Source organism: Micromonospora sp. CMU55-4 (assembly GCF_011602315.1).
Lineage (GTDB): Bacteria > Actinomycetota > Actinomycetes > Mycobacteriales > Micromonosporaceae > Micromonospora > Micromonospora chalcea.
Genome location: NZ_JAAOLH010000005.1, coordinates 342,649 through 364,254 on the forward strand (window position 1 = coordinate 342,649; position 21,606 = coordinate 364,254).

Consider the following 21,606-nt stretch of genomic DNA (forward strand, 5'->3'; position numbering starts at 1 on the left):
CGGGCGGGTCAAGCGGCCCGCCGGGCGTCCACGCCCGCCCGCAGCCGCCGGCTCGTGCCGCGCTCCCGGCCGTACGCGTCGGCCCGTCCCCACCGGCCCGGCACGTCGAGCAGCTCGATCCGCCCGTACCCGGCCGGGACCGCCGGGTTCACCAGCAGGTTGTCTCCGCAGGGGCGCAGCCCCAGCATGGTCGAGAGCAGCATCAGCAGGCCGCTCGCGGCCCACGACTGCGGCCGCCCGGCATCCGGCATCTGCACCGGGTACTTGGTGACCCCGCGGGGGTAGCCGGCGAAGGCCTCCGGGATCGAGCCGCCGAGCGTCTCCGCCGCCGCGAACATGCCGGCGGCGATGTCGCCCGCCTCCGCCTCGTAGCCGTACCGCCGCAGGCCCGCCGCGACGATCGCGTTGTCCCACGGCCAGACCGCGCCGAGATGCGCGCCCACCGGGTTGTACGGCAACTGCCCCTCGGCGTAGGTGCGGATGCCCCAGCCGGAGTACAGGTCCGGCCCGCACAGGTGCCCGGCCAGCGAGTCGGCGCGTTCCGGCTCGACGATGCCGCTCCACAGCAGGTGGCCGAGATGCGAGGTGAGCGCGTCGACGGGCTCGCCGTCCGGGGTGAGGGCCAGCGCGTAGTAGCCCCGCTGCGGCAGCCAGAAGTCGCGATCGAACCGTTCCCGCAGCCGCGCCGCGTCGGCCTCCAGGCGCTCGGCGTAGCCCGGGTCGCCCCAGAACTCCCGCGCCAGCCGGGCGCCGCGGATCCGCGCGTCGTACGCGTACCCCTGAAGCTCACAGGTGGCGCGCGGGTACGGCGGCACGACGCCGTGCCGGTCGACCACCGAGTCCGGGGAGTTGCGCCAGGTCTGGTTGGCCACTCCGCTCGCCGTGTTACGCGGGTGGTAACGCAGGTAGCCGTCGCCGCACAGGTCGCCGTAGCGGGTCAGCCAGTCCAGCGCCATCCGGGCCGGATGACGTAGCTCGTGGATCAGGTCGACGTCACCGGTCCAGCGCTCGTACTCGTCGAGCAGGATCACGAACAGCGGCGTGGTGTCGGCCGCGCCGTAGTAGAGCGCGGTGGGCTGCTCGTCGAACGCGGCCGCCTCGCCGTACCGCAGCTCGGCGAGGATCTTGCCGGGCTCCTCCTCGCGCAGGTCGTCGAGCCGGCCGCCCTGCAGCATCGCCAGCATGTGCAGCGTGGCCGTGGTCAGCTCGGGCGTGAACGGGAGCGTCTGGAGGCAGGTGATCAGCGCGTCCCGCCCGTACAGCGTCATCGCCCAGGGCAGCCCGCCGACCGGCACCCGGTCGACGTACGCCAGCGGCGTGTACCGCAGCGCGGCCAGGTCGTTCAGCGCCTGCCGGTAGGCGGCGGTCAGCGCCGGGCGGTCGGAGACCAGTTGCGGGGCCTGGTCGAGCCACCGCCGCAGGTCGTCGCGCATGTCCTGCCGGACCTGCTGCCGGTGGGAGTCGATGCTCGCCCGCAGGTCCCGCCCCCGGGCCCCCTTGATGATCATCTCGACGTGCAGGTCGACGTGCCACGCGCCCTGCGGCTCGACGCGGATCCGGAAGGTCATCCCGCTCCGGTCCACCTGCGCCGGGGCCGAGCTGGAGACGCACGTCCCCCGGGAGAACCGCCCGCGCTCGTACCGGATCCACAACCGCTGCCCGGCCGGATCGGGGACGATCGTCGGCCGGCGCGGGCCGGGACGCAGGATCTCCGACGTGTCGGCGAAGTCGCTGCCCATCTCCAGCCGCACCGTGTACTCGGCGGGCTCGGGTGAGTGGTTGAGCACCGTGATGCTCTCGTGGTACGCCTCGTCGATGAGGCGGTGCCGGATCACCGACACGTCGGCGTCCACATAGTGGCTGGCTGCGCCGGGCACCAGCACGAAACGGGTCTCGAAGTAGGTCAGGTCGTCGCGGGACAACGCGTTCAGCCGCTCGCCGTCGACGGTGAGCACCCAGTGGCTCAGGAACCGGGTGTCGAAGGAGAAGAGACCGATCGGCGCGCTGGGGTCGATCTCCATGTCGCCCTGCGCGTCACTGACCGCAAAGGCGTTTCCGGCGAGGACGTGGACCAGCTCCTGCTTCATCGGGCCACCGCCTGCCCGGCCGCCTCCCGGGGATGCCGGGCGTCCGGGTGCCCGGGGAAGATCCGGCGCAGCACCATCAGCAGCTTGAGGTCGCCCTCGACGGCGATGTCGTTGCGCAGCAGCGCGGCGGCCGGATGCAGGAGGCCCGCCGCCATCCGGTCGAACACCTCCCGGTCCGCGCGGACCACCAGGTCGGCGTCCGCGGAGAGCCGGTCCACCCGGACGTCCTGACGGTCGACGGTCAGGTACCAGTGCTCGGTGCGGCCGTCGTCGTGCAGGTCCAGGCGAATGGTGCCGCAGGTGGTCTCGGGCAGGTCGGGGTTCCGGCCGGCGGCGGCCCGGGTCAGGTGTTCCGCGGCCGAGACGCTCATCGGGCCTCCTCGTCGGTCGTCGCGGCCACCCGCCTGACGGCGCCGCCCGTGCCGCGAGGATCCCCCCGCCCCGGGTGAGGCGAACTCACCCGGTCCGGGTGAGCCGCGGCGGTGACCCGGCAGCGGCCGGACGGGCCCGCTGGGACGGGGCCGGGCGGCGCTCAGCCCAGGATGAGCCCGCGCACGTAGGCGGCTTGGCCGACGTGCTGGAAGTCGTCGTCGAGCACGCTCACCAGCCGCACCCCGAGCGTCACCGGCGGATCCCAGTTCTCGTCCACCACCCGGTCCAGGTCGGCCGGGCGCAGCCCGCGCAGGTAGTCCAGGCTCCGGTCCACCACCGCCCGGTGGTAGTCCAGCAGCACGCCGCCGTTCTCCGGGCGTACCGCGGCGATCTGCTCCGGGCCGTGCCCGAAGCCGGTGTCGGCGCGGTCGGGCCGCAGACCGCACCGCGCCGCCCAGTCGCCGCCGGCCCAGAGCTGTGGCTCGCCCATCACGTCGGCGACGTGGTCGTCCTGGATCCGGGTCAGGTGCCAGACCAGCCAGCCGACCGGGTTCGCCCCGTCGGCCGGCGCCCGCCGCAGCTGGGCCGCGTCGAGCCCGTCGAGCGCCCCGGCGACCAGATCGGGCAACCGCCCGTACGCCTCGATCAGCACATCCGTCGCGTCCACGCGCACCTCACTCCCCTGCCGTCTCGTGCGTCTTCCCGGGCAGTACCGCCCAGCGTGCCCGGCAAACCTCGTCGCGGGACCCGACATCTACTGTGATCGGGTGGTCGCGGCGCTGGAGCTGTATCTCGACACCGACGCCACCCGGCGGATCCGGGTGCTGTGGGACCTGCTCGAGTCCGACGGGGTGCCGAGCCTGCGGTCACTGCTGGCGCAGCGGCACCGCCCGCACGTCTCGCTCGCGGTGGCGCCCCGCCTGGACCCGCACCGCGTCGCCGAGGCACTCGCCGAAACCGTGGTGGCCGCGCCGCTGCGGCTGGAGTTCCAGCACGCCGGGCAGTTCGTCGGCCGGGTGCTCTGGCTCGGTCTCGCGCCGACGCCCGAGCTGCTGGCGCACCACGCCGAGGTGCACGACCGGCTGGCCCGGGCCGGCGTCGAGGTGGTGGAGCACTACCGGCCGGGACGCTGGGTGCCGCACTGCACGCTGTCCATGCGGGTGCCGAACCCGCTGATGGGGGCGGCGGTGCGCCGGTGCCTGGAGGTGCTGCCGCTGACCGCGACGGTGGTCGGCGCGGCGGTGGCCGACCACGCCCGAGACATCTCCCACCCCCTCCCCTGACGCACTCTCCCACCAAGATCCACACCATCTCGGCGAGCTGGCCGCATCAGACCACCGTTGATGCAGCCACCTCCCCGAACTGGTGTCGATCTTGGGTGGGTCACTGCGGGGTGAGGTCGAGGAGGAACGTCGGGTGGTCCGGCTGTGGGCACGGGTCGCCCCGATGACCGAGCCGCTCGCAGGCGCTGTGGCCGATGCTGCGGGACATGGGCGTCGGCGACTCACCGCCGCAGGTCCACCGACGCGCACCGCACCGTACGCCTGCACGCCGGTACGGCGTTCCGGACCGGCGACGTGACGGGGTGGGCCGTTCCTTTTTCACGGCGGTGCGCCGCCGGGCCGGCGGCCGGGCGGTTCTGCAGTCCGGAACGCGCGTTCCCCGCACGGTGCCCGACATCGGTTCAGGATGCGGGCGCGACAGCGTGGCGGGACCGGGTTTCGCGCCATCTGCGGCTGCCCTGACGATCGCGGCAAAACCGACGCAAGCTGGTAAAAGCGCAGGTCAGAGCCATTCTGGCCACCCGAGGACGTGCGGCTGGAGCGGCAGCGAAACACGTCGAAGGAGAGCCTCATGGCCGCACCCGTCGTCCGTTCCGTCACCCCCGACCAGACCGTCCTGCTGCCCGGGCAGTCGACCACCGTACGGGTCGACGCCTACCACCCCGACTCGCGGCTGCTGACGCTCGCCGGCCGGGTCAGCGACCCCACCGGCGTCACCTGGGACAGCCCGGTCCGGGTGGATCTGAGCGTGCCACTGACCGTCCAGCTCGCCAGCGCCTCGCCGGGGGTGACGGTCACACCCAGCAGCGCCGAACCGGGCCGCTTCACAGTCACCGTGCTGGCCGGCCGGGGCACGGTGACGCTGACCGCGACGGCGCGTGACGGCGCCGGCCGCACCGGCACGGGCACCACCACGCTGACCGTGCCGCTGCTGGTCGGGATGAGCGCCGAGAAGGGCGCGCGGACCCAGCGGGCGGTGGCCGACTACCCGGGCATCCGTTACATGCGCGACTTCGGCACTGACGGTCCGGACGCGGACACGCTGCCGGAGCTGCCCGCGCTCAACGCCGGCAAGTTCGCCGACGCGCCGTCGGCCGTCATGCACGTCAGCTGGAAGGACGACGTCGAGCAGTTGGCGAGCTGGCTCGACGGCGTGAGCCGCCCGATCTACCTGACCTGGTACCACGAGCCGATGGGCGACGTGGCGCCGGCGACGTACCGGGCGACGGCGAGCCGGGTGACCCAGATCGTGGCCGCGCACCGCAACCGGCGGTGGGTGCTCGGGCACGGCCCGATCGTGACCCGCTACTGGCTGGACGAGGGACGCGGCAACCCGACCGACTGGGGTTATCCGGGCATGACCCACTACGGCGTGGACTGCTACTCGCGGGACACGGCCGCGTACTGGCCCGCCTCGCGGATGTTCGGGGTGGCCTTCGGCAAGGTGCGCGCCGCGTACCCGGGCATCCGGCTGCTGGTCCCCGAGTACGGGCTGACCCGCGTCGCCACCGACACCACCGGCGCGGGCCGGGCGCGCACGATCCGGGACCACGTCACCTGGCTGCGCCAGCAGAACGACGTGGACGCGATCGCGTACTGGAACAACTGGGCCGAGTTCGAGCTGGGCGACCCGCCGCCGGAGGCCACGGCCTGGCGCGATCTCCAGGTGGGCCCGGCATAGACTGGGCCGATGAGGCGGAGTCGGTGACCAGCGGGAGCGTGTCGTACCCGGGCTACACCCATGGCTGCCTCGCCTACGACGACCCGGCCGCGCTGCGCGCGCTGACCGTCGAGCAGGTCAGCGCCGGTCTCGCCGCCGGTGAGCAGGTCTGGGTGGTCTGTCCGGAGGATCGTGCCACTGTCACCGGCTGGCTGGCCTCGGTTCCCGGTCTCGACGCCGCGCGCCGGCGGGACGCGCTACGGCTGGTTCCCGTCGGCGAGGCGTACCGGCACGACGAGATCGTCGACCCCAACCGGCAGGTCAGGGCGTACGTGCGGGCCACCACCGAGGCGCTGACCGCCGGGCACACCGGCCTGCGGGTGCTGGCCGAGGCGACGAGCCTGGTCCGCACCCCGGCCCAGCGGGACGCCTTCGCCCGTTACGAGCACCGCATCGACCACTGGATGCGGCACCGGCCGATGTCGGCGATCTGCGCCTACGACCGCCGGCAGCTCGGCGACGCGGCAATCGCCGAGCTGGCCTGCCTGCACCCGGTGACGAACGCGGACGTGCTGTTCCGGCTGCACGCCGGCGACGGCGACTCGGTGGTGGCGCTGGCCGGCGAGCTGGACCCGACCAACCACCGGGACTTCGCCGCCGCGCTGGAGCGGGCCGACCCGCGGCCGGTGGCGGGCCGGGTCGTGTTCGACGCCGCCGAGCTGCGTTTCGTGGATCACCGCAGCCTGCTGCACCTGCGTGACCACGCCCGCCGCCACGACGCCGTCGCGGTGCTGCGCACCCCGCACCGGACCCCGGCCCGGCTGGTCGAGCTGCTCGGCCTGACCGGGGTACGGGTGGAGGTGCTCGGATGAGGAGCGGCGCGGCCTCCGGTCACGTGGGCTACTTCCACGAGGCGTTCGTCTACGACTCCGACGAGGAGCTGCTGGCGGTGGCGCTGCCGTTCCTGCTGGACGGGGTCGCGGCCGGCGAGCCGACGGCGGTGAATCTGGACGAGCGCAACGCGGAGCTGGTGCGCCGGGCGCTGCCCACCGGCGCCGAGGTCACGTTCCTGCCGGTCGGGGACCTCTACGCCCGGCCCAGCGTCGCGCTGCGCTCCTACCGGGAACTGCTCGCGTCTTACGTGGCGGCGGGCGCGGCGCAGATCCGGATGGTCGGCCAGCTGCCGCCGGTGCTGCTCGGCTCGACCTGGGACTGGTGGGCCCGCTACGAGTCGGCCATCAACCACGTCTACGACGACTTCCCGCTCTGGGGCATCTGCGCCTACGACCGCCGCAGCACCCCGTCGCACGTGCTGGCGGACGTGGCGCGTACCCACCCCCGGGTGGCGCGGCCGGACGGCGGGCACGAGACGGCCGATCTCTACACCGACCCGATGAGCTACCTGGCCGAGCCCCGCCCGGTGCCGCTGGACCCGGTGCAGCGGACGACGCCGCTGGTCGAGCTGATCGACCCGACGCCGGCCCGGGCCCGGGCGGAGGTGCGCGCCGCCGACGACGGCCTGCTCGCGCCGGACAGCGCCGACGGGCTGGTCATCGCGGTGAGCGAGGTGGTGAGCAACGCGCTGCGGCACGGCGAGCCGCCGGTGCGGATGCGGCTGTGGCGCGCGCCCGACCGGATCGTGGTCACCGTAAACGACCGGGGCCCCGGGCCGAAGGATCCGTACGCCGGACTGTTGCCGGCCGGTGACGGCTCCGACGGCGGGTTGGGTCTCTGGATCAGCCACCAGAGTTGCGACCACGTGACGCACCACCGCGACGCGGGCGGCTTCACCATCCGTCTGACGGCGGGGAACCCGCACTTCCCGGTCTGACCGCGACGCCGGTCGGCCGGGCAGGGGCGGGGCGGGGCGAGACGCGCGCGCGGACGCGGTACCGTAGCGCCTCATCGTGCCCTGCGGGGCGGTCATCCGCCGGCCTGGCGCTGGCGAACCGACGGAGGATGGCGCATGTCCAACGGCGACGATCCGTTCGCACCCCACGACGACGTGTCCGCGCGCCCGCGCTTCGATCCGGCGCTGCGCGGCTACGACAAACGTCAGGTGGACCGGTACGTCGAGCAGGTCGACGCCGAGGTCAGCGCGCTCACCGCCGCGCGGGACCGGGCGTACGCGCAGGTGCGTGACCTGACCGCGCAGGCGCAGCGGGCGCAGGCCGAGGCGGCCGAGTTGCGCGAGCGTCCGGCGGCGGCGGTGGACCGGGCGTCCTTCCGGGACCTCGGCCCGATGGTCGACCAGATCCTGGACCTGGCCGAGAAGCAGGCCGGGCAGATCACCGACGTGGCCACCCGGCGCGCGGAGGAGTTCCAGGCGCAGGCGGAGAAGCTGCTGGCCGCGGCGCAGGAGCAGGCCGCGCGGGAGCGGCGCGAGCTGGACGAGGAACTGTCCGCGCGCCGGGCCGAGCAGGAGCGGGTGGACGAGGAGCGGCTGGCCGCGGCGCAGGCGGAGCTGGCCGCCGTGCGGGAGCTGGCGGAGAAGCTGCGCGTCGAGGGGCAGGCCGCGCACGACCGGGCCCAGCAGGAGGCGAAGCGGATCACCGAGCAGAGCGCGCAGCAGGTCGAGCAGGCGCGTTCGGCGTCCGAGGCGCTGGTGAAGGCCGCGCGGACGCAGATCCAGCAGGAGGTCCAGGCCAACCGCAGCAAGGCCCAGCAGGAGCTGGCCCAGTGGCAGGCCACGATGGCCAAGGAGCTGGACGAGCGGCGGGCCGCCGCCGAGCAGGAGCTGGCCGACCGGGCCGCCGCCGCGGAGAAGGACATCGCCGCGCTGGTCGCCGAGGCACAGCAGTACGCCACGGAGGTCCGGGAGCGGGCCGACGAGGAGACGACGGCGCACCAGGAGCAGCTCGCCGGCGTGCAGCGGGAGATCCAGCAGCGGCAGGAGACGCTGACCGGGCTCAAGGCGGAGCTGGAGACGGTCTCCCGGAAGCTGGAGGAGACCCGCCGGGAGATCGGCACGATCGAGCGCAGCGGCGCGGAGCTGGAGGAGCGGCTGGTCGGCGTACGCCGGGAGCTGGCCGCCGAGAGCAGGCGGCTCGACGAGGCGCGGCGCGCGGCGGACCTGGCCGAGCAGCACGCCAAGGAGACCCGGGCCCGGGTGCAGCGGGAGGCCAAGCGGGTCGCCGACCTCGCCGCGGCGGCGGTCATGGCGGCGGCCGCGGGCGGCGGGGAGACCGCCGAGTACCCGCAGGTGTCGGCGCGTCCGGCGGTCACCGTCGCGCCCGACGCGGCGCCGCGGACCGGGGACGGGCGGACCGAACCGGACGCGGCCGAGCCGGAGCAGCCCGTCGTGGAGCCGTTCGTCGAGCGGCTGGACGGGCCGAGCTTCGACGCGTTCGCGGTCCGCACGCCGGCTCCGCGCGGGGCGCCCGAGGTGGAGACCACGGGTACGGACAACGGCGTGCCGGCTACCGCCTGAGCGATCGGCGCCACCGGTCCGGGCCGGGCCGGTGGCGGCGCATCTTGCCCATCGACCTTGCTCTATGCAAATATTTGGATCGATCTGCTGGTGCATCTCGATCTTTATTCGGGGGTTGACGGGTATGCGGAAGATCTCCTCCATCGGCGCCGCCGTCGTCCTGACCGTCGCCACGGCGGGCGCCGTGGTGACCGGTACGGCCGGACCGGCGAGCGCCGGGTGCAGCCACTCGCACTCCAACGTCGACAGCAAGTTCGGCCAGCTGTTCAACGCGACGAACGTCAACATCCGCACCGGCCCGCACACCACCTGCGCCTCGCTCGGGTACGGGCAGCTCAACCACAACGTCGACTTCCACTGCTTCGCCAGCGGCGACCGGGTCACCGCCAACGGCAAGACCACCTACACGTGGACGTACCTGCGGGACGTCACCACAGGTGTCTCCGGCTGGGTCGCCGACGCGCTGCTGGACAACCTCGGCGGCAACGTCGCCTGCTGAAGACGGGCAGGTCGAGCCGTACGCCACCCACCGGATCCCGGTCGGTGACGGCCACGTCCTGCACGTGGAGGAGGTGGGCCGGCCGGACGGCGTACCCGTGGTGTTCCTGCACGGCGGGCCCGGCGGCGGGCTGGTGCCGGCCGCGCGCCGGTTCTTCGATCCGGAGCGCTACCGGGCCGTGCTGTTCGACCAGCGGGGGGCCGGCCGCAGCACCCCGCACGGCGAGGTGCGCGCCAACACCACCTGGCATCTGGTGGACGACCTGGAGACGATCCGGCGGCGGCTGGGCATCGGCTCGTGGCTGGTGTTCGGCGGGTCGTGGGGCACCACGCTCGGCCTGGCGTACGCGCAGGCGCACCCGCAGCGGGTCACCGGCCTGGTCCTGCGCGGCGTGCTGCTCCTGCGCCGCGCCGAGCGGGACTGGTTCTACCAGGGCGGACTGCGGCATCTCCAGCCCGAGGAGTGGGAACGGTTCGTCGCCCCGGTCCCGCCGGGCGAGCGCGACGACGTGCTGTCCGCGTACCACAGGCGGCTGCACGGCCCGGACGAGGCGCAGGCCCGGGTCTGGGCGCGGGCCTGGGGACGCTGGGAGGCGGTCAACTCGTCGCTGTGCCCCGACCCGGAGCTGCTCGCCCACTTCACCGCCGACGAGCACGCGCTGCCGGTGGCCCGGATCCTGTCGCACTACGCCGTGCACGGCGGCTTCCTCACCGAGGGCCAGCTGCTCGACGGCGTGGACCGGATCCGCCACCTGCCCGCCGTGATCGTCAACGGCCGGTACGACCTGTGCTGCCCGCCGGTGTCCGCGTACGACCTGGCCCGCCGGTGGCCGGAGGCGACGTTGCGGATCGTGCCCGGTGCCGGGCACTCCGCGGCCGAGCCGGCGATCGCCCGCGAGGTGCTGCGCGCGCTCGACGAGGTGACCGCGAGGGTCGAGAGCCCGGCCGGCGAGCCTGGTCACGGCGAGCCTGGTCATCCGGAAGCGCCGCTGGCAGGATCGGCCGGGTGACGGGTGGGCTGTACGCGGTCAGCGACCTCCATGTGTCGTACGCGGAGAACCGCGCGGTGGTGGACGGCCTGCGACCGGAGACGGCGGACGACTGGCTGATCGTGGCCGGCGACGTGGGCGAGGTCTTCGCCGACATCGAGCGGACGCTGCGGCTGCTGCGCGACCGGTTCGCGACAGTGGTGTGGGCGCCGGGCAACCACGAGCTGTGGACCCACCCCAACGACCCGGTGACGTTGCGCGGGGTGGCCCGCTACGACGCCCTCGTCGCGATGTGCCGCGAGCTGGGCGTGCTGACCCCGGAGGACGAGTACGCGGTGTGGCGGGGCGACGGCGGCCCGGTCACCGTGGCGCCGCTGTTCGTGCTCTACGACTACTCGTTCCGCGCGCCCGGCACCACCACCAAGGAGGAGTCGCTGCGCGTGGCGTACGACGCCGGTGTGGTGTGCACCGACGAGATGCTGCTGCACCCCGACCCGTACCCGGATCGGGAGTCCTGGTGCGCGGCGCGGCTGGAGGCGACCCGGCGGCGGCTGGAGGCCACCGACCCGGCGCTGCCGACGGTGCTGGTCAGCCACTGGCCGCTGGTGCGCCAGCCCACCGAGGTGCTCTGGTTCCCGGAGTTCGCGCAGTGGTGCGGCACCGACCGGACGGCCGACTGGCACGTGCGGCACCGCGCCGCCGTCGCCGTCTACGGCCACCTGCACATCCCGCGCACCACCCACTACGACGGGGTGCGGTTCGAGGAGGTGTCGCTGGGCTACCCGCGCGAGTGGCGGCGTCGCGGCGACGAGCCGGCGCCGATGAAGCGGATCCTCTGACGTCCTGGACGGCCGCTGGCTGGTCGCCGGTGGGCTGCTGCTCACCGGCGTGACGGTGCCACGCCGGTCCTGACCAGTGATTCCGCGATTGTTCCGGTTTGCCCGCCCTCAGCTGGGGTACGGCCGAAGGGGCCTGGACATTTAGCTGTAGGAGGACAGGTCCTGATGGAATCCAGCAAGCCCGCCCAGATCGTCAAGGGTGTCGTCGAAGCCGCCGTCGAGAAGGTCGGCGACGCGCTGACTCCGGACGTGCCGGGCGCTCCCGGCAGCGCGCCACCACCGCTGGAGGAGCCGACCACGCCGCACGGGCCGCTGCCGCCCAAGGCCGAGCAGGGCGCGCCGGACACCCGGACCCCGACCGGCGCCGAGACCGGCGTACCGAAGATCGCCAAGGGGCAGCAGGGCGCGTACCTCACCACCGCCAACGGTGCCCGGCTGCGCGACACCGACCACTCGCTCAAGGCCGGTCCGCGCGGCCCGGTCCTGCTCCAGGACCACCACCTGCGGGAGAAGATCACCCACTTCGACCACGAGCGGATCCCGGAGCGGGTGGTGCACGCCCGGGGCGCGGGCGCGCACGGCACGTTCGTCGCCAACGGCGCCGCCGAGAAGGTCACCCGCGCCGGTTTCCTCAAGCAGGGGCGCGAGACGCCGGTCTTCGTCCGCTTCTCCACCGTGCTGGGCTCGCGCGGGTCGGCCGACACGGTCCGCGACACCCGCGGCTTCGCCACCAAGTTCTACACCGACGAGGGCACGTTCGACCTGGTCGGCAACAACATGCCGGTGTTCTTCATCCAGGACGCGATCAAGTTCCCGGACGTCATCCACGCCGGCAAGCCGCACCCGGACCGGGAGATCCCGCAGGCGCAGAGCGCGCACGACACGTTCTGGGACTTCGTCTCGCTGCACACCGAGGCCCAGCACCACACCATCTGGAACATGTCCGACCGGGGCATCCCGCGGTCCTACCGGACCATGGAGGGCTTCGGCGTGCACACGTTCCGCCTGGTCGACGAGGCCGGCGCGACCGTGCTGGCCAAGTTCCACTGGAAGCCGAAGCTCGGCGTGCACTCCCTCACCTGGGAAGAGGCCCAGATGATCAGCGGCATGGACCCGGACTTCCACCGCCGCGACCTGTACGACGCCATCGAGGCCGGCGCGTTCCCCGAGTGGGAGCTGGGCATCCAGGTCTTCCCGGACACCCCGGAGGAGACGTTCGCCGGGATCGACCTGCTCGACCCGACGAAGATCGTGCCGGAGGAGCTGGCGCCGGTGCAGCCGATCGGCACCCTCACCCTCAACAAGACGCCGCGCAACTTCTTCGCCGAGACCGAGCAGGTGGCGTTCCACGTCGGACACCTGCCGCCGGGCATCGACGTCACGAACGACCCGCTGATGCAGGGCCGCCTCTTCTCGTACGTGGACACGCAGCTCACCCGCCTGGGCGGGCCGAACTTCACCCAGATCCCGATCAACCGGCCGCACGCCGACGTCAACGACATGCTGCGGGACGGCTTCCACCAGCACGCGGTGCACGCGGGCGTGGCGCCGTACCGGCCGAACTCGCTCGACGGCGGCAACCCGTTCCCGGCCGGCGACCGGGAGCACGCGTTCGTGGACACGCCGGTGACGGTGGCCGAGGCGCCGAAGGTGCGGGCCGCGCCGGCTTCCTTCGACGACCACTACAGCCAGGTACGCCTGTTCTGGCAGAGCATGTCGCCGGTGGAGAAGGAGCACATCATCCGGGCGTACACGTTCGAGCTGGGCAAGTGCTACCACCAGGCGATCAAGGAGCGGCAGCTCCAGTGCCTGGCCAACGTCGACCCGGTGCTGTGCGAGCAGGTCGCGACCGGTCTGGGCCTGCCGGTGCCGCAGCCCACCGTGCCGCTCGCCGAGGTGCAGCCCAGCCCGGCGCTGTCCCAGGTGGGCCGGGAGTGGCCGGCCGACGGCCGGATGGTCGGCATCGTGGTCGACGCCCAGGCCGACCTGGGCGACGTGCACGAGGTACGCCGGGAGGTGTTCGCCGCCGGCATGGTGCCGCTGCTGATCGCCGCGCACGGCGGCACCGTCGACGGGCTGCCGGTGCAGCGCACGTTCGCCACCGGCCGCTCGGTCGAGTTCGACGCGGTGCTGCTGGCCGGCGCACCGGCCCCGGCGCCGGACGCGCTGCCGGCCCGCGACGCCAAGGCCGGCGCGGCGGGCTCGGCCACCGTCGACCCGCGGGTGCTGCTGCTGGTCGAGGAGGCGTGGCGGCACGCGAAGGTGATCGGCGCCTGGGGCGCGGGTGCCGAGGTGCTGAACCAGGCCGGTGTCACCGGCACGCCGGGCGTGGTCACCGGTGGCTCCGGCGCCGAGGTGCTCGCCGAGGCGCAGCGGCTGATGGCGGCGCACCGAGTCTGGGAGAGGTTCCCGGCCTCGGTCGCCTGACCTCGAAGTCGCGCGTGGGGCGGTCCCGGACGGGGCCGCCCCACGCTGTGCGTACGGCCCGCCCGACGGGGACCGGCCTCACCAGCGGTTGCGGGCCTCCTCGGCCCAGCCGACCAGGCCGTCCAGGTCCACACGCCCGCCGTCGTCGGTAGCGGCCCAGCCGGTGAAGTGCCCGAAGCACTGGTGCGTCTCCCCGGCCAGCACGAGCAGGTTGGTGCGCGCCACCCGCTCGTGGAACGGGTGGAACGTGACGTCCACCCGGTCGCCGGTGATCCGCCACGGCCGCAGCCAGTCGGCGCGGTCGTACTCCCAGGTCAGGTCCGCGCCGATCTTGTGCAGCCGCCCGTCGACGAAGACCGCGTTCTCGGTCGAGCCGGTGCCGTCGGTCCACTTGCCGCCGAGCTGGATCGACCGGCCCGGACCGCTGCCGGCCGCCCAGTTCCACCGCACCGCGTACCGCCACTTGCCCCGGCCGTGGTCGAGCGCCGCGTACGACCCCTCCCCCACCGGGTACGCCGTGCCGTCCACGGTGATCGTGCCGTGCACCGGACGGCCGATGTCCTTGACCGTGTACTGGAACCGGCGGGTGCTCCACGGCACCACCACGCCGAGCGACTCGTGGCCGGGCGGCAACGGCACGGTCAGGTCCACCTCGACGCCGGGCGCGCTGGCGCGCAGCGTACTGCCGTCGGGGCCCTGGTCCACCGCGATGGTGAGGTTCCCGCCGCGGGCCCGGACCGGGCCGTCGCCGCTGACCGGCGGCAGCACGGTGCCCCGGGCGAACGGCACCACCGCCTCCGCCGTGGTCTCCCGGCCGGTGCTCCGGTCGAGCAGGTAGAGGCTCTGCACCCCGGCGTAGTCCAGTGACGACGCGACCAGGCCGAGGATGTGCGTCGGCGTGACCACGCCCCAGTGCTCCCACCGCTTGGCCCGGCCCCAGCCGCGCAGGTTCGCCCGGTGCAGCGGCCGGCGGCTCCAGCCGACCGCGTCCGGGTTCAGCCGCCCGTCCGGCCGGCACAGGTCGACCGGCTCGGTGATCTCCCGCTCATGCGTCATCGCCGCAGGCTACCGGCGGCGACGCGGGCCCGGCGGGCGGCCTCGTCAGCCGTCCCGCCGGGCAGTCACGTCAGCGGCCCTGCTTGGCGCGGCAGATCTCCACCGGCACCGCCGGGGCGCCGTCGACCGGTGCCGGGTCCTCCGGGGTGGGCGCGATGCCGCCGGCCGAGATCCGGTCCAGCGTGGCCAGCCCGGCCGCGTCGACCTGACCGAACACCGTGTAGTTGGGGCGCAGCGCCGAGTCGGCCTGGACCAGGAAGAACTGGCTGCCGTTGGTGTCCGGGCCGGCGTTGGCCATGGCCAGCGTGCCGCGCGCGTACAGGCGGCGTACGCCGGTCGGGTCGGTCGGCGCGGGCGGCAGGTCGGTGGGCAGCTCGTCGCGGTAGCGGTAGCCCGGGCCACCCTCGCCGGTGCCGGACGGGTCGCCGCACTGCAGCACGGTCAGCGTCGGGTACGCGGTGAGCCGGTGGCAGGGCGTCCGGTCGTAGAAGCGCTTACGGACCAGGTGCAGGAAGCTCTGCACCGTGCACGGCGCCTGCTCGCGGTCCAGCGTCAACCCGATCGGCCCCTGGTTGGTGCGCAGCGTGACCCGCACGGTGCCCCGGTCCGGCGTGCGGCGCGGGTCCGGCGGCAGCGACACCGGACGGGCGGCCGGCTCGTCCGGCGTGGGCGTGTACGCGCACGGCCCCTTGGTGGGCGCCGGGTCGGCGGCGGGCGCCGCGGTCGCGGCGACACCTGCGGCGGCGACGATCGTCGCGGCGGCCACGCTCACCCCGGCGAGGCGGGCCAGCAGGGGTAATGCGGCGTGCGTTCGGGTTTCGCTCGACACGGTGGTCCTCCCTGGACTCGTGGTACCAGAACGACCGGAGTCTATGGATCGGGTGGGGTGATGTCGACGCGCACGCCTCACGGGTCGCCGGGAAAGTCGGTTGCCCGCCCGCGCCACCTCCGCGAGGCTGAGCGGCATGACGTTCTGACGGATCACACCCCGCCCGCAGGCCCCTCCTCGCCGCCTGCCGTTCCCCGGCCTCTCTCTTTCCGCAGAAACGAGCGTCTGTGTCCGCGTACCCCTCCGGGCGGGCCGTCGTGCCCGCCACCGTCTCCGTCTTCTCCTCCCCCGGCAGCTGGATCGAGTCCGCCGCGCTCGACCAGTGCCGTCAGGTCGCCGCCCTGGACGGCATGGCGCACGTCGCCGCCATGCCCGACCTGCACCCCGGCAAGGGCGCGCCGATCGGCGCGGCGATGTCCTCCACGGTGCTGTATCCGTTCCTGGTCGGCTCCGACATCGGGTGCGGCATCGCGGTGTTCCCGATCGCGCTGCGCCGGGTCGTACCGGAACGGCTCGCGGCCCGGTTCCCCGACCTGGACCGGGCGCTCGACCCGGACGCCGACGACCCGGCGTGGTCGGTGCTGGACGGCGACATCCCGGCCGGGCACCTCGACGGGCTCGGCACCGTCGGGCGCGGCAACCACTTCGTCGAGCTGGCCCGCGTCGGGCCGATCCTCGCGGCGGAGCACGCCACGCGGCTCGGGCTGGACGCCGGTGACCTGGTGCTCGTGGTGCACTCCGGCTCGCGCGGGCTGGGCGAACGGATCCTGCGCGAGCACACCGAGACGCACGGCGCCGGTCCCGCGCCCGACCCGGACGCCTACCTGGCCCGGCACGACGCGGCCGTGCGGTGGGGGTCGCTCAACCGGCGGCTGCTGGCCGCGCGGGTCGCGTACGCGCTCGGCGCCGAACCCACCGAGCCGGTCGTCGACCAGTGCCACAACCTGGTCGAGATCCGCGACGGGCGCTACCTGCACCGCAAGGGCGCGGCGCCGGGCGACGGGCGGGACGTGCTGATCGCCGGCACCCGTGGCACGCCCTCCTTCCTGGTGGCCGCGCACGCCGGGCCGGACGCCGGCTACTCGGTGGCGCACGGCGCCGGGCGCAAGATGTCGCGCGCCGACGCGCTGCGCCGGGGCCGAGCCAAGCACACCGTCGAGGAACTGCGGCGTACGCCGGTCGGCTCGATAGTGGTGTGCGGCGACCGGCAGTTGCTGTTCGAGGAGGCGCCCACCGCGTACAAGCGCATCGAGCAGGTCGTCGGCGACCTGGTGGCGCACGACCTCGCCACCCCGGTCACCACGACGGTTCCGCTGGTCACCTACAAGACGCCGGACGTGGGCCGCAAGGGCCGCCGGTGACCGAGCTGCTGCTGTCCGCCGGGCGCGGACCCGCCGAGTGCGCGTGGGCGCTGGCCCGGCTGCTGTCCCGCCTGGAGGCCGAGGCGGCCCGGCGGGGCCTGCGTACCGCGCGGGTCGAGACGGTGCCCGGAGACCGGGCCGACACCTACCGGTCGGTGCTGGTCCGGATCACCGGCGCCGGGGCGGAGGCGTTCGCGGCCAGGTGGACCGGCACGCTCTGCTGGCAGGCGCCCAGCCCGTACCGGACCGGCCACGGGCGCAAGAACTGGTACGTCACCGCGCGCCCGTGCCGGACCGACGTGGTGGTCACGCCGTTCCACGAGGCGGACGTCGAGTTCGTGCCGTGCCGCACCGGCGGGCCGGGCGGCCAGCACCGCAACAAGGCCAGCACCGCCGTCCGGGCCACCCACCGCCCGTCCGGCCGGACCGTGGTGGTGGACACCGAACGGCACCTGCACCTCAACCGCCGGATCGCGGTCGAGCTGCTGCGACAGCGGATCGCAGCCGACGACGAGGCGGCCCGGCGCGCGGGCGTCGACGCCCGCTGGCGGATCCACGACGACCTCGTGCGCGGCGACCCGGTACGGGTGGAGCGGCCCTGACGCGGCCCGATCCGACGTCGCTGACCGGCCCGGCTACCGTGGTCGCGGCGACCGGGCGGCCCCGGCCCGCCGCGGCGCGAGCGCGAGGAGGACGGATGCGACGGAGAAGGACCGGTCTGACGGCGGCGCTGGCGACAGGGGCCCTCTCACTCGCCTCTTGCGGTGCCAAGCGCAGTGTGTACTCCTCCGACCGGGGGCAGGTCACCGACGGCGCCTGCGACATGGACCGCGTCAAGTGAGCCCGCTCGTGCGGCGCTTCCGCGCCGTGGTCGCCATGTGGATCTTCGTCGGCGCGGGCGGGTTCCTGCTGGCCGGGTTCCTCGGCCTGGCACTGCTGACCCAGACGGGTCCGTTCGCGGCCGCGTCGACCTTCTCCGCCGCCGCCGAGTTCGCCCCCGGCGCCGAGATCAAGGTGCGGGACACCGGCGTACGCCCCGGCAACATCCTGATCCTCGCCACCCCGGCCACAGTCGACCCCGCCACCGTGCGGTGCACCGCGAAGAGCCGGGTCTACTCCACCGGCGAGCAGCGGACCAGCGAGCTGACCGGGGCCCGGCCCGAGGGGACCGCGGCGGTGATGCGCGACCGCGGCGACCCGCGGCAGTTCACTCCGGTGCTGGCCACCGACGGCATCGCCTGGATGGGCACCGACCTCGTGAGCTGCACCGGCGTCGGCGCGGAGGCGTTCGCGCTGACCACCGCCGAGGGCATCCAGAGCGACCGGTTCCGGCTCGGCGCCGGACTGCTGCTCATGCTGCTCGCCCCGGTGCTCGCCGGGCTCGGCTGCCTCGCGCTGTACTTCACCCGGAAATGGAACCGGGAGGCGGCGCAGCGCGGCGACTCGACGAGCTGGCCCTACCGGTGACCGGGCCGCGCCTGCACGTCGGCTGTGCCATGTGGACGCACAGGTCCTGGTCCGGCCGCTTCCTGCCGCATCCGCTGCCCGCGCACGAGCGGCTGCGCGCGTACGCCGGGTGGTGCGACGCCGTGGAGGGCAACACCACGTTCTACGCGACCCCGGCCCGGGAGACGGTGGCGTCCTGGGCCGAGCAGACCGGCCCGGCCTTCCGTTTCCTGCCGAAGCTGCCGAAGGCGGTGACGCACGAGCACCGGCTCACCGGCGGCGAGGCAGCGCTGCGCGCGTTCCTGCACGCGATGGAGCCGCTCGGGCCCCGGGCGGACGCGCTCTGGGTCCAGCTGCCCGGCTCGTTCGGCCCCGGCGACGTGCCCGACCTCGACCGGTTCCTGCGCACGCTGCCCGACACCCACAGGTACGCCGTCGAGGTCCGCCACCCCGCCTTCTTCACCGAGCCCGGCGCGGTACGCGCGCTGGAGGCCACGCTGCACCGGCACGGCGCGGAGTGGGTGCCGTTCGACACCACCGCGTTCTTCCGTACGCCGCCCACCAGCGACGCGGAGCGGGAGGCGTGGACGCGCAAACCGCGCCTACCGCTGCGTACCCGGGCGCTGACCGACCGGCCGATCGTGCGCTACCTGGGCCGCGACGACCCGGCCCGCACGGTCGAGGGCTGGCAGCCGTGGCTGGACGTGGTCACCGGCTGGCTGCGGGAGGGCCGCTCGCCGACGGTGTTCGTGCACACGCCGGACAACGCGGACGCGCCCGAGCTGGCCCGCCGCTTCCACGACCAGGTCCGCGAGCGGGTGCCCGGGCTCGCGCCGCTGCCGGAACCGGAGCCGGTCGGCCCGGCCACGCTGTTCTGAGCGCCGGCGTGGGTCCGCCTGCGCGGCCGGGCTGCGCGTGCCCGGCCGCGCGGACCCGGACCTCAGCCCGGCCGGCCGCCCTCCGGCGGGGGCAGGCGATCGTCGTACACGCCGGAGCGGCCCGCGTACCGCTCGCCGCGCAGGAACGGCAGCGGGTTCGGGGTGCAGCCGTGCAGGCCGAGCGTCTGCTGCTGCATCACCGGCGCCGGGCGGCCCCGCCCCGGGCAGCGCTCGTGCCCGTGACCCAGGCGGTGGCCGACCTCGTGGTTGACCACGTACCGGCGGTACGCGGCGAGGTCGCTGCCGTACGCGGGCGCGCCGAGCACCCAGCGGGCCACGTTCACCACGACCCGGTTCCCGTTACGGCAGGACGTGTACCGGTCCAGCCCGTCCCCGCACAGGTCGTCGCGCGTGCCGGGGGTGGCGAGGTAGACGGTGAAGTCGGCGGGCCCGTCGGTACCGACGCGACGCAGGGCGATCCGCCCGTCGGTCGTCCAGCCACCCGGGCCGGCGAGGATGCCGGTGACCTGCGCCCCGAAGTCGGCCGCTGGCAGACCCGTGATGTCGCGCTCCACCGCCACCCGGTAGCGCAGCAGCCGGCCCGTACCCCCTGTGGTGGCCGGCTCGGCGGCGGCGAACCGCCACCGGTTGCCGCCCTCGGCGGGATAGCCGATCCGCGCCGGCCGGGGCCGGACGGGCGCCGCCGCCGACGCGGCCGGCGCGGCAGCGGACGGCCCGGCCGGCTCGGACGGCGTGGCTGCGGGCTGGTCGGCCACTGCCGGTGTGCAGCCGGCCAGCGCCACCGCCAGCGCGATCACCGCCGCGCCACCGCGTGTCCGGTCCACTGTCCTGGTCATCTCGTCTCCCCTCGGTGCCCGGTCGGGGGCACGGGGATGAGGACGGGTGGCCCGTCGCGAAAGTTGGTGCGGCGGGGACTCAACCTTTTCCGCTGCCCGCACGTCCCTACCGGGGTGAGAGGTGCAGAGGACCGGCATGGCCCGGGGTGACGCGGAGTTCGTCGAGTTCGCGCGGGCGTGCTCCGGGCGGCTGACGCACGCCGCCTTCCTCATGACCGGCAACCACCACCACGCCGAGGACGCCGCGCAGACCGCGCTCGTGCGCACGTACGCGTCGTGGTCCCGGATCCGCAACGGCGACCCGTACGGCTACGCCCGGTCGGTGCTGGTGAACCACCTCGTCGACACCTGGCGGCGGCCGATCCGCGAGTACCCGAGCGACGACCTCCCGGAGCGAAGCGGCGGCGACCTGGCCGAGGAGGTGGCGACGCGGCGGTGGCTGGTCACCGCGCTCGGCACGCTCACCGCGCGGGAACGCGCCGTCGTCGTCCTGCGTCACTACTTCGACCTGCCGGAGGCCCAGGTGGCCCGCGAACTCGACGTGTCCGTCGGCACCGTCAAGAGCACCTCGTCCCGGGCGCTGGAGAAGCTGCGTACCGCCGGCCTGTCCGCGCCCCGACCGCAGGAGACGTGCCGGTGACCGAGATGGACGAGCTGCGCCGGGCCATGCGGGCGACCGAGCGGGCCGGTGGTCTGGACCTCGACGACATCATGCGCCGGGGGCGGCGGCTGCGCCGGCGGCGGCGGGCCGGCGCAGCCGTGGCGGCGATGACGGCGGTGCTCGCCGTGGCGTTCGGCGTCGAGGCCGTGGCGACGCGGCCCGGCCCGCCGAACCTCCCGGGTGGGGAGCCGGCCGCCACCGCGTCCGCCGGCCCTCCAGCGCCCACGCCGACGGCCGCGCCGGCCCCGACCCAGTCGCCGCTACAACCGCTCGGGACCGTCGTGGACAGCGGCATCCGGTACGGCGCCGACGCGCGCGTGTTCTTCATGGTCCCGATCGACGTGCCGGAACTGCCGCGTGTCACGATCGGCCTGGTCGCCGGACGCCGCGCGCCGGACGGCCACCTGACCTCCGACTTCCTGCTCAACGACGTGTCCGGCAGCGACCGCCGGGCCGGGTTCCACGAGATCGGGTACGACCAGCAGCGGGCGCCCACCGACACGTCGATACCGACGTTCGGCTACTTCGTCGGGCCGGCGGCCCGCATCGTCGGGACAGTCGACGGCCGGCAGGTCGAGGCGAAGCTGGCCAGGTGGAGCGAGGACCCCCAGGTGGTGATCTTCTGGTTCGACCCGAAGACCCTGACTCCGGGAACCCGCCTGGACGGCATCATCGCCCGAGACCCCCAGGGCCACCGCCTGTAACCCACCCGCCCGCTCCCTCCCCCGCGTCTTGCGCGTTGATCAAGGAGTTTGCGGACTGGCACCGCCCCGACAAGGACACAAACTCCTTGATCACCGGGAAGGGAGGGGCCGGGCGTGAGAGCCCATCCCGCCCCGAGCTCCCTGGTTCGCCGACTTGAGCCGCCCCGCGCGCCCTCCCTCGCCTCGGCGCCCCGAGCCACCCGTAGATCTTGGTACGAAACGGCCCCCA

The 21,606-nt window shown here is 74.2% G+C and carries 21 protein-coding genes; 15 read left to right on the plus strand and 6 right to left on the minus strand.

The window, feature by feature from the left end; translation table 11 throughout:
* Window positions 1-8 precede the first annotated feature (8 nt).
* The 3 genes from HA073_RS12440 to HA073_RS12450 all read right to left on the minus strand — a co-directional run bounded on the left by HA073_RS12440 (window position 9) and on the right by HA073_RS12450 (window position 3,126).
* Window positions 9-2,087: a glycogen debranching N-terminal domain-containing protein gene (locus tag HA073_RS12440; protein WP_166456420.1), complete on the minus strand. Its 2,079-nt coding sequence runs from the start codon at window positions 2,085-2,087 to the stop codon at window positions 9-11.
* Window positions 2,084-2,458: an SCP2 sterol-binding domain-containing protein gene (locus tag HA073_RS12445; RefSeq protein ID WP_064447459.1), complete on the minus strand. Its 375-nt coding sequence runs from the start codon at window positions 2,456-2,458 to the stop codon at window positions 2,084-2,086. The genes HA073_RS12440 and HA073_RS12445 overlap by 4 nt, the downstream gene beginning before the upstream one ends.
* 161 nt (window positions 2,459-2,619) lie before the next feature.
* Window positions 2,620-3,126 carry a DinB family protein gene (locus tag HA073_RS12450; protein WP_043330388.1) on the minus strand — a complete coding sequence of 169 codons (507 nt, stop codon included), beginning with the start codon at window positions 3,124-3,126 and terminating at the stop codon, window positions 2,620-2,622.
* Between the two features lie 100 nt (window positions 3,127-3,226).
* Between HA073_RS12450 and HA073_RS12455 the strand changes: the two genes are divergently transcribed.
* The 9 genes from HA073_RS12455 to HA073_RS12500 all read left to right on the plus strand — a co-directional run bounded on the left by HA073_RS12455 (window position 3,227) and on the right by HA073_RS12500 (window position 13,585).
* The gene (locus tag HA073_RS12455) at window positions 3,227-3,742 is read left to right on the plus strand and encodes a 2'-5' RNA ligase family protein (RefSeq protein ID WP_064447458.1); all 516 of its coding nucleotides are present in this window, start codon (window positions 3,227-3,229) and stop codon (window positions 3,740-3,742) included.
* A gap of 571 nt (window positions 3,743-4,313) precedes the next feature.
* Window positions 4,314-5,423, plus strand: a complete 1,110-nt coding sequence (locus tag HA073_RS12465) for a hypothetical protein (RefSeq protein ID WP_043330389.1) — start codon at window positions 4,314-4,316, stop codon at window positions 5,421-5,423.
* Window positions 5,424-5,446: 23 nt separating this feature from the next.
* Window positions 5,447-6,274, plus strand: coding sequence for an MEDS domain-containing protein (locus HA073_RS12470; protein WP_166456421.1), 828 nt, complete (start codon window positions 5,447-5,449; stop codon window positions 6,272-6,274).
* On the plus strand, window positions 6,271-7,233 hold the full coding sequence (locus HA073_RS12475) for a sensor histidine kinase (RefSeq protein WP_166456422.1): 963 nt from the start codon (window positions 6,271-6,273) through the stop codon (window positions 7,231-7,233). Before HA073_RS12470 ends, HA073_RS12475 begins: the two co-directional genes overlap by 4 nt.
* Window positions 7,234-7,368: 135 nt before the next feature.
* A complete protein-coding gene (locus tag HA073_RS12480) occupies window positions 7,369-8,832 on the plus strand; it encodes a hypothetical protein (protein WP_104115105.1) in 1,464 nt (487 codons plus the stop codon).
* A 124-nt stretch (window positions 8,833-8,956) separates the two neighbouring features.
* Window positions 8,957-9,331, plus strand: coding sequence for a hypothetical protein (locus tag HA073_RS12485; protein WP_104115104.1), 375 nt, complete (start codon window positions 8,957-8,959; stop codon window positions 9,329-9,331).
* A gap of 64 nt (window positions 9,332-9,395) precedes the next feature.
* Complete coding sequence (pip, locus tag HA073_RS12490; RefSeq protein WP_375336231.1) at window positions 9,396-10,340, plus strand: prolyl aminopeptidase; 945 nt, start codon at window positions 9,396-9,398, stop codon at window positions 10,338-10,340.
* The gene (locus tag HA073_RS12495) at window positions 10,337-11,158 is read left to right on the plus strand and encodes a metallophosphoesterase (RefSeq protein WP_043325139.1); all 822 of its coding nucleotides are present in this window, start codon (window positions 10,337-10,339) and stop codon (window positions 11,156-11,158) included. Before pip ends, HA073_RS12495 begins: the two co-directional genes overlap by 4 nt.
* A gap of 165 nt (window positions 11,159-11,323) precedes the next feature.
* On the plus strand, window positions 11,324-13,585 hold the full coding sequence (locus HA073_RS12500) for a catalase (RefSeq protein WP_166456423.1): 2,262 nt from the start codon (window positions 11,324-11,326) through the stop codon (window positions 13,583-13,585).
* Window positions 13,586-13,663: 78 nt separating this feature from the next.
* Here the strand turns inward: HA073_RS12500 and HA073_RS12505 are convergent, their stop codons facing one another.
* On the minus strand, window positions 13,664-14,641 hold the full coding sequence (locus tag HA073_RS12505; RefSeq protein WP_069089969.1) for a DUF2804 domain-containing protein: 978 nt from the start codon (window positions 14,639-14,641) through the stop codon (window positions 13,664-13,666).
* Between the two features lie 70 nt (window positions 14,642-14,711).
* Window positions 14,712-15,470, minus strand: coding sequence for a peptidylprolyl isomerase (locus HA073_RS12510; RefSeq protein WP_043325141.1), 759 nt, complete (start codon window positions 15,468-15,470; stop codon window positions 14,712-14,714).
* A gap of 227 nt (window positions 15,471-15,697) precedes the next feature.
* Between HA073_RS12510 and HA073_RS12515 the strand changes: the two genes are divergently transcribed.
* The 4 genes from HA073_RS12515 (at window position 15,698) to HA073_RS12530 (ending at window position 19,155) form a co-directional block, all read left to right on the plus strand.
* The gene (locus HA073_RS12515; RefSeq protein WP_166456424.1) at window positions 15,698-16,831 is read left to right on the plus strand and encodes an RNA ligase RtcB family protein; all 1,134 of its coding nucleotides are present in this window, start codon (window positions 15,698-15,700) and stop codon (window positions 16,829-16,831) included.
* A complete protein-coding gene (gene prfH / locus HA073_RS12520; RefSeq protein WP_166456425.1) occupies window positions 16,828-17,433 on the plus strand; it encodes a peptide chain release factor H in 606 nt (201 codons plus the stop codon). The genes HA073_RS12515 and prfH overlap by 4 nt, the downstream gene beginning before the upstream one ends.
* Window positions 17,434-17,668: 235 nt before the next feature.
* Entirely contained in the window at window positions 17,669-18,298 is a 630-nt protein-coding gene (locus HA073_RS12525) for a hypothetical protein (protein ID WP_166456310.1), read from the plus strand.
* A gap of 29 nt (window positions 18,299-18,327) precedes the next feature.
* A complete protein-coding gene (locus HA073_RS12530; protein ID WP_166456437.1) occupies window positions 18,328-19,155 on the plus strand; it encodes a DUF72 domain-containing protein in 828 nt (275 codons plus the stop codon).
* A 62-nt stretch (window positions 19,156-19,217) separates the two neighbouring features.
* Here the strand turns inward: HA073_RS12530 and HA073_RS12535 are convergent, their stop codons facing one another.
* Window positions 19,218-20,012: a DUF3152 domain-containing protein gene (locus HA073_RS12535; protein WP_166456426.1), complete on the minus strand. Its 795-nt coding sequence runs from the start codon at window positions 20,010-20,012 to the stop codon at window positions 19,218-19,220.
* A gap of 136 nt (window positions 20,013-20,148) precedes the next feature.
* On the opposite strand from HA073_RS12535, the gene HA073_RS12540 reads away from it, so the two are divergent.
* Both HA073_RS12540 and HA073_RS12545 read left to right on the plus strand, forming a co-directional pair.
* On the plus strand, window positions 20,149-20,652 hold the full coding sequence (locus tag HA073_RS12540; protein WP_043325145.1) for a SigE family RNA polymerase sigma factor: 504 nt from the start codon (window positions 20,149-20,151) through the stop codon (window positions 20,650-20,652).
* 5 nt (window positions 20,653-20,657) lie between these two features.
* Window positions 20,658-21,377: a hypothetical protein gene (locus HA073_RS12545; RefSeq protein WP_205797158.1), complete on the plus strand. Its 720-nt coding sequence runs from the start codon at window positions 20,658-20,660 to the stop codon at window positions 21,375-21,377.
* The last annotated feature ends 229 nt before the right edge of the window (window positions 21,378-21,606 follow it).

Excerpts from the sequence above, each read along its gene's own strand:
- HA073_RS12440 (WP_166456420.1), bottom strand. The coding sequence starts at position 2,087 with ATGAAGCAGGAGCTGGTCCACGTCCTCGCCGGAAACGCCTTTGCGGTC.
- HA073_RS12445 (WP_064447459.1), bottom strand. The coding sequence starts at position 2,458 with ATGAGCGTCTCGGCCGCGGAACACCTGACCCGGGCCGCCGCCGGCCGG.
- HA073_RS12465 (WP_043330389.1), top strand. The coding sequence starts at position 4,314 with ATGGCCGCACCCGTCGTCCGTTCCGTCACCCCCGACCAGACCGTCCTG.
- HA073_RS12475 (WP_166456422.1), top strand. The coding sequence starts at position 6,271 with ATGAGGAGCGGCGCGGCCTCCGGTCACGTGGGCTACTTCCACGAGGCG.
- HA073_RS12480 (WP_104115105.1), top strand. The coding sequence starts at position 7,369 with ATGTCCAACGGCGACGATCCGTTCGCACCCCACGACGACGTGTCCGCG.
- HA073_RS12485 (WP_104115104.1), top strand. The coding sequence starts at position 8,957 with ATGCGGAAGATCTCCTCCATCGGCGCCGCCGTCGTCCTGACCGTCGCC.
- HA073_RS12500 (WP_166456423.1), top strand. The coding sequence starts at position 11,324 with ATGGAATCCAGCAAGCCCGCCCAGATCGTCAAGGGTGTCGTCGAAGCC.
- HA073_RS12505 (WP_069089969.1), bottom strand. The coding sequence starts at position 14,641 with ATGACGCATGAGCGGGAGATCACCGAGCCGGTCGACCTGTGCCGGCCG.
- HA073_RS12530 (WP_166456437.1), top strand. The coding sequence starts at position 18,328 with ATGTGGACGCACAGGTCCTGGTCCGGCCGCTTCCTGCCGCATCCGCTG.
- HA073_RS12535 (WP_166456426.1), bottom strand. The coding sequence starts at position 20,012 with ATGACCAGGACAGTGGACCGGACACGCGGTGGCGCGGCGGTGATCGCG.
- HA073_RS12540 (WP_043325145.1), top strand. The coding sequence starts at position 20,149 with ATGGCCCGGGGTGACGCGGAGTTCGTCGAGTTCGCGCGGGCGTGCTCC.
- HA073_RS12545 (WP_205797158.1), top strand. The coding sequence starts at position 20,658 with ATGGACGAGCTGCGCCGGGCCATGCGGGCGACCGAGCGGGCCGGTGGT.